Source organism: Comamonas sp. A7-5 (assembly GCF_039581385.1).
Classification (GTDB): Bacteria; Pseudomonadota; Gammaproteobacteria; order Burkholderiales; family Burkholderiaceae_C; genus Comamonas; species Comamonas thiooxydans.
In genome coordinates this window covers 112,883-121,895 of record NZ_JBCPWO010000015.1, presented here as the reverse complement: position 1 = coordinate 121,895, position 9,013 = coordinate 112,883, and the positions used below count along the sequence as shown (strand labels likewise).

At 62.3% G+C, this 9,013-nt stretch carries 11 protein-coding genes; 4 read left to right on the top strand and 7 right to left on the bottom strand.

The window, feature by feature from the left end:
• Window positions 1-47: 47 nt before the first annotated feature.
• Together AAIL67_RS20615 and AAIL67_RS20610 are read right to left on the bottom strand one after the other, a co-directional pair.
• On the bottom strand, window positions 48-671 hold the full coding sequence (locus AAIL67_RS20615; RefSeq protein ID WP_224648613.1) for a hypothetical protein: 624 nt from the start codon (window positions 669-671) through the stop codon (window positions 48-50).
• Between the two features lie 212 nt (window positions 672-883).
• Window positions 884-1,102 carry a hypothetical protein gene (locus AAIL67_RS20610; protein ID WP_003069105.1) on the bottom strand — a complete coding sequence of 73 codons (219 nt, stop codon included), beginning with the start codon at window positions 1,100-1,102 and terminating at the stop codon, window positions 884-886.
• Between the two features lie 199 nt (window positions 1,103-1,301).
• Here AAIL67_RS20610 and AAIL67_RS20605 point away from each other — a divergent pair, with 199 nt between their 5' ends.
• A complete protein-coding gene (locus AAIL67_RS20605) occupies window positions 1,302-1,691 on the top strand; it encodes a CidA/LrgA family protein (RefSeq protein ID WP_034353487.1) in 390 nt (129 codons plus the stop codon).
• The gene (locus AAIL67_RS20600) at window positions 1,688-2,428 is read left to right on the top strand and encodes an LrgB family protein (RefSeq protein WP_063664035.1); all 741 of its coding nucleotides are present in this window, start codon (window positions 1,688-1,690) and stop codon (window positions 2,426-2,428) included. The genes AAIL67_RS20605 and AAIL67_RS20600 overlap by 4 nt, the downstream gene beginning before the upstream one ends.
• A 39-nt stretch (window positions 2,429-2,467) precedes the next feature.
• On the opposite strand, the gene AAIL67_RS20595 is transcribed toward AAIL67_RS20600, so the two are convergent.
• Entirely contained in the window at window positions 2,468-3,418 is a 951-nt protein-coding gene (locus AAIL67_RS20595; protein WP_122974438.1) for a DMT family transporter, read from the bottom strand.
• An 87-nt stretch (window positions 3,419-3,505) separates the two neighbouring features.
• Between AAIL67_RS20595 and AAIL67_RS20590 the strand changes: the two genes are divergently transcribed.
• Entirely contained in the window at window positions 3,506-4,450 is a 945-nt protein-coding gene (locus AAIL67_RS20590) for a LysR family transcriptional regulator (protein ID WP_224648615.1), read from the top strand.
• Between the two features lie 9 nt (window positions 4,451-4,459).
• Here the strand turns inward: AAIL67_RS20590 and AAIL67_RS20585 are convergent, their stop codons facing one another.
• A complete protein-coding gene (locus tag AAIL67_RS20585) occupies window positions 4,460-5,014 on the bottom strand; it encodes a hypothetical protein (RefSeq protein WP_241781313.1) in 555 nt (184 codons plus the stop codon).
• A 294-nt stretch (window positions 5,015-5,308) separates the two neighbouring features.
• Complete coding sequence (gene tenA / locus AAIL67_RS20580) at window positions 5,309-5,980, bottom strand: thiaminase II (protein ID WP_343484726.1); 672 nt, start codon at window positions 5,978-5,980, stop codon at window positions 5,309-5,311.
• 138 nt (window positions 5,981-6,118) lie between these two features.
• Between tenA and AAIL67_RS20575 the strand changes: the two genes are divergently transcribed.
• The gene (locus AAIL67_RS20575; RefSeq protein ID WP_063664043.1) at window positions 6,119-7,336 is read left to right on the top strand and encodes a CoA transferase; all 1,218 of its coding nucleotides are present in this window, start codon (window positions 6,119-6,121) and stop codon (window positions 7,334-7,336) included.
• Between the two features lie 44 nt (window positions 7,337-7,380).
• Here the strand turns inward: AAIL67_RS20575 and AAIL67_RS20570 are convergent, their stop codons facing one another.
• Window positions 7,381-8,202 carry an IclR family transcriptional regulator gene (locus AAIL67_RS20570; RefSeq protein WP_082877374.1) on the bottom strand — a complete coding sequence of 274 codons (822 nt, stop codon included), beginning with the start codon at window positions 8,200-8,202 and terminating at the stop codon, window positions 7,381-7,383.
• Window positions 8,189-8,974: an IclR family transcriptional regulator gene (locus tag AAIL67_RS20565; protein WP_063664046.1), complete on the bottom strand. Its 786-nt coding sequence runs from the start codon at window positions 8,972-8,974 to the stop codon at window positions 8,189-8,191. Before AAIL67_RS20565 ends, AAIL67_RS20570 begins: the two co-directional genes overlap by 14 nt.
• Window positions 8,975-9,013 lie beyond the last annotated feature (39 nt).

The window sequence follows — 9,013 nt, the reverse complement described above, 5'->3', positions numbered from 1 at the left end:
GCAAAGGCATAACAGGACGGCAGCACTCCTTTGGTGCTGACAGCAACTCACCTAACAAGGGCGGGCTTCAACCCGCCCTTGTTGATTTGTGCTCTGCAAATATGCAGCCACTCAACACTGATAACGACATCAAGCGAAGTACCTGCAGACAAATCGATCCAGCTTCGACCCCATGTCGACATCATGGGCGCAACGCGTTTTTTTCCAAAGGAACGCCACGACAATTTTTTGCGCCTGAATTTCGAATACAATCCGCATCCCTCCAGGGTGAGTGCAGGGAGTTGAAATCCCCGCAGCAGGGTGTTCCGGTCCAATCCGGCACTACATACCCAAGCCGAGAAGGCTGCTTCACTGCCATCCAGCCTTCCGTTCTCCACGCGAAAAGCCGGCGCATCAATTACGCCACAGCCCCATGCCTTTCCCTTGCCGGAATAAGGCAGGATCTCTCTTGCTCGCTCATCTTTTCGAAGTTGCACCGCCACTGTGCATAACTTTGCGCAATCTGGTGCGGATCCATGCCTTGCAATGCCATGCCTGGCACCGACAGCATCGTCCATCTGGCAAACATCCATTCGCTTCAAGCCTATGGCACATAGCAGGTCACCAGGGGTATTTCTCTCTGAAAAATGCCTTTTGAACACCGCTGCACTTGTACTGTCAACGAGATCCATTGCTGTCAATCCGAGCAACCCAGGCTTGAGTCAAGCCACAAAAAAGCGCTGTCCATGACAGCGCTTTTTTTCCACAGATCATGTGGACATAACTGTGGATATTCAGTGAAATCCTGGTGATAACAGCACACAAACCCTTGTACTTGCGGGCTGAAAGGTAGGTTGCCTCCAAATCAGGCAATTGCAATACAAGGGTTAACCCTTTACCCCATTCAGAGCTGGCGCCGAATCACCATACGCCCCGACTCGGTGATATGCCAGTGCTTTTCTGCATCCTGCTCCACCAGCCCCCGCTCCAGCAGGCGCTTGGAGAGATACTCCTTGGCGGCCGACCACAGAGAGACATCCTCGCCCAGCTCCAGCTTCTTGAGCGTTTCCAATTCATCGACCGTAGGTTCATACACAGGTGCGCGATAGACTGCGGTTTGCATGGTGACTTCTCCTAAGCTCGTGCGATGACTGGCCGCTTCGGCTCCGAAGCGCCTGAGAGCCAAGATAAACCTGTCATCCGCGACACGCAATAGTTACCCGCCTGCTTTACCTTTATTCACCCAAGCCATACCCCACCCTCACAGACCTGGCAGCCTGACAACAGGCTGCCAGCTCATTATTCAGGAGCTGACCACCTTTATGCTGTATGCGCTTGCTGTACTTTTCGCCTTTCAGCTACTGGGGGAGTTCCTGGCCCGCGTCACGGGCCTGCCCCTGCCCGGCGCGCTGATCGGCATCCTGCTTTTGCTGCTGGGCCTTCTGTTTTACAAACGCCTACCCAAGACACTGGAAGATACTGCTCAGGTTCTGTTGCAGAACATGATGCTGCTTTTCATCCCCGTCATTGCAGGCGTGATGTTGGAATTCGACCACCTGCGCCGGGAATGGCTGCCGTTTGTGCTGGCCTGCATTGCCGGAGCTGCCATCACATTCACGGCAACCGCCCTCACCTTCCGCTTCTGCCTGCAGCGCCAACGCACTCGCAAGCCGGATGACGAGTCCGCAGCAAAGCAGGAGCCCAGCGCATGAGCACATCCCTGCTTGAACGCCTGCACACCGCCTGGCTGAGCCTGGCCCAAGGCTCGCCCCTGCCCTGGCTGGTGCTGACCATGCTGGTCTATCTGGCGGCCATGGCCATCTACAGGAAAAGCGGCAACCGCCCCATGCTGATTCCGGTGTTTACCGGCGTGGTCGTCATCGTCGCGATTCTGTTGCTCACAGGCACGCCTTATGAAACCTATCGCAGCGGCGTATCCCTGCTGGGTCTGATGATAGGCCCGGCCACCGTGGCACTGGCCATCCCGCTCTACGCCCAGCGCGAGCGCATCCGTCAGCTGTGGTTGCCCATCAGCGTGGCGCTGCTCGTGGGCTGTCTGGTCGCTCTGTTTTCGGCGCTGGGCATTGCCTGGGCCTTTGGCGGCTCGCAAGCTACGCTGATCGCCGTGGCCCCCAAGTCGGCCACCATTCCCATCGCCCTGCCCATGGCCGAGCGTTTTGGAGGAACACCTTCGCTGGCCGCCGTGGCCGTGGCCATTACCGGCATCAGCGGCACCATGATGGCACCGCTGCTGTGCCGCGTCCTGCGTCTCAAGGATCCAGCGGTTCAAGGCTTTGCCATCGGACTTACGGCCCATGCGATTGGCACGGCACGCGCCATTCAGCTCAACCCCACGGCCGCTGCGTTCTCCGCTCTGGCCATGGGTTTGAACGGCGTGGCCACGGCTGTGCTGATGCCACTGGTGCTGGCCATTACCCCCTGGATTTAAAACAATAGCTGCTGGCGCTTGATGCATAACCGCTGGCAGCTATTTTTGATTAGGCTTGCGCTCGCTACGCCGGTAAGCTGCAAGCGCCCCCAGAATCAGCGCCATCCCCAGCCACTGCGCCGGCTGCGGTTTGGCACCAAACCAGAGCAGATCCACCAGCAAAGCCATGACGGGGTAGATAAAGGACAAGCCGGCGATCGCCTGCGCCTGCAGTCTTTGAAATGCCGTGTACATCAGTGTGTACATCCAGGCCGTGTGCACCAGGCCCAGCACCAGCACCGCAGCCCAGACCTTGGGACTGAAGAGTGCCTGGGCGCGCAGCTCCCACACCCAGGGCAGCAAGCTCAGTGCACCAAGCAGCATCTGCAGCATGGCGATCTGCGCCGGCGCAAGCCGCCTGAGCCGCTGGGTGGCCAAGGTGGCCAGGGCATAAAGACTGGCTGCCAGCAGTGCCAGCACAATGCCCAAGGATTGCCCTTGCGACGCCTGCTGGTCAGTCAGCCCGACCAGGCCGCTGCTCAAGCCCACGCCTACCAGCGCCAATACCAGCCAGGGCAGCCGATTGAGCGGCAGAGGCTCGCCCTGCAGCAGGGCCGCCAGCAGCAACAGCAGGAAGGGCTGTACGTGATAGACCACCGTGGCAATGGCAATGCCGCTGTATTCATAGGCACGAAACAGGCACAGCCAATTGACGATGAGCGCCGCAGCCCCCAGCAGCAGCCAGCCGCTCTCGCGCCAGGTCGGCCTGGACCACTGGCCCGACCAAAGCACCCAGGCTGCCAGCCCGAGTCCGCCGAGCAGGCAACGCAACCACACCACCCACAGCACGGGCAGGCCGCTCTCCACCACCAGCAGGCCGATGGTTCCGGAAAGCGCCATGGCCAGCACCATGCGCCAGCTACCGCCGGCTGCTGCATTGGGCGGCGAGGTGGCGGCCAAAGCCGGCTTGGAAGCCAGCACTTGCAAGGAGGAAGATGTCTGGGAAGTCATGATGGCATGGTCCCTCAATCACCTCCAAGCATCAATACAGCGCTATTCCACTTACTATTACCCACAGATCAACAATCAAGCTGAACCATGAGCACAGAGCCCGGCCTGCTTCCTGAAATGCTGGTTTTCGCCAAGGTGGTGGAGCTGCGCAGCTTTGCCGCCGCCGCACGGCAACTGGATCTGACCACCTCGGCCGTCAGCCGCAGCGTGGGCCGGCTCGAAGCCCATTGGGGCGTGCAGCTACTGCACCGCACGACCCGCTCGCTGTCCCTGACCGAGCTGGGCGCCGAGGTCTATGCAGCCTGCAGCCAGCTGGCACAGACGGCCAGCGATATCCACGCCATTGCCGGCCATTACAGCGGCGTGCCGCGCGGCACGGTGCGACTGACGGCTCCAACCATCTTTGGGGAAATCTGGCTCAGTGCACAGCTGCCTGCGCTGCGCCGCCAATGGCCCGAGCTTGAGGTCGCCGTCAGCCTCAGCGACCAGATGCAGGATCTGGCGCAGCAAGGTCTGGATCTGGCCATCCGCCTGACCCGGCCCGAACAGTTACCACCGCATATGGTGGCGCGCGAGCTGCGCCAGGTGCACTACATCGCCGTGGCCTCGCCGGCCTACCTCAGGGGTCTGATCAAGCCGCCCGAACATCCACAGGAGCTGGGACGCGAGCATGGCGTGGCATGCATCACGCTGGGCTATGGCGACTTTCAGAGTCGGCTGCAATGGGTGCACGGCCCAATTCGCAGCCCAGAGGCTGTCGTGACCGAAGTCGCCGTTCACTCTCCTTTGTCCATGGACAGCAGCACCGGCATCATTAACTTGGCATTGCAGCATCAGGGCATAGGCCTGGTGGCAGACTTTGCGGCCCAGGCCGTGCTGAGCAGCGGTGCGCTGGTCCAAGTGCTGCCCGACTGGCAGCTGACGGGCAATTACGCGCCGCGCACCGCCTATGCACTGTATATGCCCTCGCGCCACCTGCCGCTCAAGGTGCGGGCGCTGATCGACCATCTGGTCGAGGCCGGCAAGCGCTGAGTCCATGACTCAAACCGGCTCAGTTCCAGCAGCCTGAAGGCCAGCCGCATCGACAGTCGCTGCGGCGGTTTGTGGCCAGAAAAGAGCGCGCACTTCAGCGCTGGCATAGGGCAGGATCAGCGCAATCCCGCTCAACATGCCGCCCGCATCAGCTGCGGCGCTGCCCAGACCCGATTGCAAGACAGGGCCGGTAAAACAGGACACCAGCAAGCCGGCAAGCGTTGAGCTGATGGCCAGACTCGGCGCCCAGCTCCTGAAGCGCAGTTGCCCGTAAAAAGAAGCCAGCGTAGTCACAACCACCACCGCCATGGCCAACCATACCCCGGGCGGATAACGCTTGATGCCGCCAAACTGCACCATGCTGTCATGCACTGACTTCAGACTTGCCGGGATCAGCGGGAAAAAGGCGTCCAGGCACAGGCCTGCCACAGGGATGAGCATGGAGGCAAGAACAATGGCCCGGTATGTTGATTTCTTCACTTCCCTCTCCCTCGATGCTCTACCGCGCATCGTATCGGGATATCCCCATTCGCCCGCTACAAGCTTGTGGACAAAGCCCGCCACTCAGCGGGATAAGCGTATCAAGCCATTGTTCTGCAAAGACTTTTCAATGCAAGATTAATTTTTAAGCAAATCACACTATACGGCTCTTAAAGCCTACAAACTCCGCATTTCATAGCAGCTCACACCTACCAAAATTGGGCTGTAGCCCAGTTTTCCCCACTAAATCACTACAAGCTTGTGGACAAGCCGGAGCAAGCACTTGAATAAGCGACTTAACCCCTTGTCACATTAGAAAAAATGGGGTGCTGATTATTTTTTAATCAGTACCCCGTTCATACACTAAAACTCAGTCACTCAGCGCAGCGGCCCTTGCCAATCTCCCAGGCGGTAGGCGCTGTCCCAGAACATCCATTCCAGCCGGGCCGCATCCTTATAGGCCGCATGCATGGCCGCGCGCGTGGTCTCGGTAGCCTCCTCGGCCAGGCGATCCACCGTGGCGCAGACGCCGCGCACGGCCGCATGGAATTCCTCGCTGGCATAGGTGTCCACCCAGGCCTGATACGGATTGTCCTTGGCCGAGCGCGCATGAATGTCGCGCCCCACCTCGGCATAGATCCAGAAGCAGGGCAGCAGCGCGGCCACGGCCACAGGGTAAGTGGCGCTCCATGCCGTGGCCAGCAGATAGCTGGTGTAGTGATGGCAGGCCGGCGTCAGCGGCGTGGCCGCAAACTGCTCGGGCGTCACGCCGAAGTCACGCATGAAGCCGCCATGCAGAGCGCGCTCCACCACCACGGCCTCATTGGCGGCATTGGCAAACTGCACCACGCCTTCGGCGTTATCGGATTTCGCCGCCGTCACGGCCAGCGCGCGACCATAGGCGACGAGGTAGTGCGCATCCTGAATCATGTAGTGGCGAAAGCGTTCCCGGCTCAGCGTGCCGGCCGCCAGCTCCTGGTTGAAGGGCAGCTCCAGGGTACTTTGAAACAGTGCCTGGTTGGCGTTCCACAGACTTTGGCTGAATGACATGGAAACTCGACTCCTCTTCGATTGAATGACTGCAGCGCCCTGCCATCCACATGAAGCGGACATGGGCGAACACCCATTGAATCACATAACGAAACACAGATTGTCCGCACGTGGTGCCATATCGACACTTGTGCCCATATGAAAAACACTTGCAACACACTTGGGGCCGGGCCGCTGCGCGGCGTGCGGATTCTCGACCTGGCCACGGTTCTGGCCGCGCCCTTCGCATCGACGCTGTGCGCCGACCTGGGTGCCGAAGTCATCAAGGTGGAGCTTCCCCAGGGCGGGGACGCCCTGCGCGGGCTAGCGCCGGTCACGCCTGAGCACGCCCTGTTTTGGAAGACCGCCAACCGTGGCAAGAAAGGCATTTCCCTGGACATACGCAAGCCTCAGGGCAAGGCGCTGTTCCTGCAACTGCTGGCAGACACAGATGTGCTGGTCGAGAACTTCCGCACGGGCACGCTGGCACGCTGGGGCCTGGATTTCGAGACGCTGCGCCAGGCCAATCCGACCATCATCGTGCTGCGGCTCACGGGCTTCGGCCAAACCGGCCCCTATTCCCAACGGCCGGGATTTGCGCGCATCTTCGAGGCTATGAGCGGCTTTGCCCACCTGACCGGCGAGGCTGAAGGACCGCCCCAACACATGAATTACCCGCTGGGCGATGCCGTCAGCGGCGTGTTCGGCGCCTTCGCGATCGCGGCGGCTGTGGCCGAGCAGCGCGGCAGCGCCACCCCACAGGCGCACGACATCGACCTGTCTGCCACCGAGGCCATGCTCAGGCTGCTCGATCCCCTGCCCGTTGAGCTGGAAAAGCTGGGCGCAGCGCGCGCACGCTCGGGCTCGCGCGCCACCTATACCGCGCCATCAAACATGTACCTGAGCGCCGACGGCGTCTGGACCAGCCTGGTCGGCTCCTCGGACGCCATCTTCGCACGTCTGGCACAGGCCATGGACATGCCCGGGCTCGCCGCCGATGCGCGCTTTGCCACCAACCCGTTGCGCGTGCAGAACCTGGAAGCGCTGGACACGCTTATCGCACGCTGGTTCGGCGAACGCGGCTTCGACGCCATCGCGGCCACACTGGAGCATTGGCAAGTTCCATTCAGCAAGGTCTACAGCATCCAGGACGTGATACAGGACCCGCATCTTCAGGCACGCCAGGCCATCATCCGCATCCCCGATACCCAGCTGGGCAGCATTCCCGCGCCCTGTGTGGTGCCGCGCTTTTCCGGTCACGAGCCCCGGATCGCCGCCACTGGCCCCCAGACCGGAGAACACAACCACGACGTCTATGCCCGTCTGGGCCTGGGCGCGCAGGAGCTGCAGCAGCTGCGCCAGGCTGGCGTGATCTGATGCGCTGGGCCGTGTGAACCGGGTCGCAAGCACAAGCCTGCGATTCATTCCTCCTCGCCGTACGGCGGCGGCCTCAGGCCGGCCAGCACTTCCACCGCGCGCACCATGGCGCGCAACTGGCCGCCCACCTCGCGCGCCCTTGCCATCCGCTGGTTCTCCTGCACCAGTAGCGAACAATTGAAGACGATAAGCTCACCGTGCAGCGCCCTGGCCATGGGCACGGCCACGGCCACACGGCGCGCATCATGGGCTCCTCGGTTGATGCAAAAGCCGTGGTTCAGCAGCGAAGCCCTGGATTTTTCGACTTCCTTCATATTGGCCTGCACAAAGTCCGGATCCTGCAGGCGCAGCCGGTTGAGCACGGCCGTGCACTCGCTGGCGCTCACTGCCGCAAGCCAGGCGCGACCGCCCGCTGAAGCCACCAGTGGCAGCGTCGAGCCAATGTCCACCAGCGGAGTGTCCGCCTCGTTCTCGCGCGCGGAATCCAGATAGGCGATGCTGTCGCGGTCGCGCACGCAGATGGACACCGTGCCATGCACACGCTCGCTGAGCGCACGCATCAACGGGCGTGCGATCTGGCGGATCTGCATGCTGGCCAGCAGCGGATAGCCGAGTTCGAGCACGCCCGTATCCAGCGCATAGCCGCTGCGCGGCCCCTGCCGGCGGAGATAACCCAGCTCGATCAGTGTGAAGGCCAGGCGCGAAACCGTGGCCTTGTTCAGCCCGCACCGCTGCACCAGCTCAGCGTTCGTCAGCACCGGCCGGTCCACGGAGAAGGCCTGCAACAACTGCAGGCCGCGCGCCAGTGTCACCGTAAACTGGTCGTCGGTTTCCATGGCCTGCTGGCCCATGTCACGGTTCGCCATGTTCTTCCTGCAGCCGATCGATGGCGGCAGCCGTTGCCATAAGCAGCGGCGCCACCTCGCGCACCATGCGCTCCGCGTCCATGCGCTGACGCAGCACGCCGCAGTTGAGCACCACCAGCTCGCCGCGAAATCGCTGGCGCAGCGGCAGCGCCATGGCGTTCACGTCCCGGCGGAAGTCGCCCGCCGACAGGCAGTAGCCTGACACCTGCAGCTCCTGCCGCGCCGCCCCCGCCAAGGCCTGCAGCCGGTGCAGCGAGATGCGCTGCTGCCTGCGTAGCCACTCGAAGGCCAGTGCCCGCTCCGGCTCCCCGCTGGCCGCCAGCCAGGCCCGGCCCACCGCCGTCTCCAGCAGCGGCAGCGAGGCGCCGATGTCGGGGCGAAAGTCGCCCGCATCATGGGCGCGCGTGGTCTCGATGTAGATGACGCAATCCCGGTGCTGCAGCCCCAGCGAGACGGTGGCGCCCATGCGATCGGCCAGGCGCTGCATCAGCGGCCGGGCCAGCTGGCGCACGGCCAGCTGCGCCATCAGCGGATGGCCCATGGACAGCGCCGCCGCGCCCAGCCGGTAGCGGCGCGCCTCATGGTCGAAGCACAGCATCCCGATCAGCTCCAGCGTATAGCTCAGGCGCGACACCGTGGCCTTGGACAGGCCCGAGCGGCGGGCGAGCTCGCCGTTGGACAGCGTGGGCTCGAACGGCGTGAAGCAGCGCAGCAGGGCCAGACCGTGCGCCAGCGTGGTGGCAAACCGTTGATCCTGCGCGCGAGATTCCAAGGGCGTTCTCCGAGTTGGGTACTGAGTAATATAGCAAAA

What these genes read in the sequence shown, in the direction of transcription:
- AAIL67_RS20610 (WP_003069105.1), bottom strand. Translation starts at nt 1,102, where the DNA reads ATGCAAACCGCAGTCTATCGCGCACCTGTGTATGAACCTACGGTCGAT.
- AAIL67_RS20575 (WP_063664043.1), top strand. Translation starts at nt 6,119, where the DNA reads ATGAAAAACACTTGCAACACACTTGGGGCCGGGCCGCTGCGCGGCGTG.
- AAIL67_RS20590 (WP_224648615.1), top strand. Translation starts at nt 3,506, where the DNA reads ATGAGCACAGAGCCCGGCCTGCTTCCTGAAATGCTGGTTTTCGCCAAG.
- tenA (WP_343484726.1), bottom strand. Translation starts at nt 5,980, where the DNA reads ATGTCATTCAGCCAAAGTCTGTGGAACGCCAACCAGGCACTGTTTCAA.
- AAIL67_RS20605 (WP_034353487.1), top strand. Translation starts at nt 1,302, where the DNA reads ATGCTGTATGCGCTTGCTGTACTTTTCGCCTTTCAGCTACTGGGGGAG.
- AAIL67_RS20595 (WP_122974438.1), bottom strand. Translation starts at nt 3,418, where the DNA reads ATGACTTCCCAGACATCTTCCTCCTTGCAAGTGCTGGCTTCCAAGCCG.
- AAIL67_RS20600 (WP_063664035.1), top strand. Translation starts at nt 1,688, where the DNA reads ATGAGCACATCCCTGCTTGAACGCCTGCACACCGCCTGGCTGAGCCTG.
- AAIL67_RS20615 (WP_224648613.1), bottom strand. Translation starts at nt 671, where the DNA reads ATGGATCTCGTTGACAGTACAAGTGCAGCGGTGTTCAAAAGGCATTTT.
- AAIL67_RS20570 (WP_082877374.1), bottom strand. Translation starts at nt 8,202, where the DNA reads ATGGCGAACCGTGACATGGGCCAGCAGGCCATGGAAACCGACGACCAG.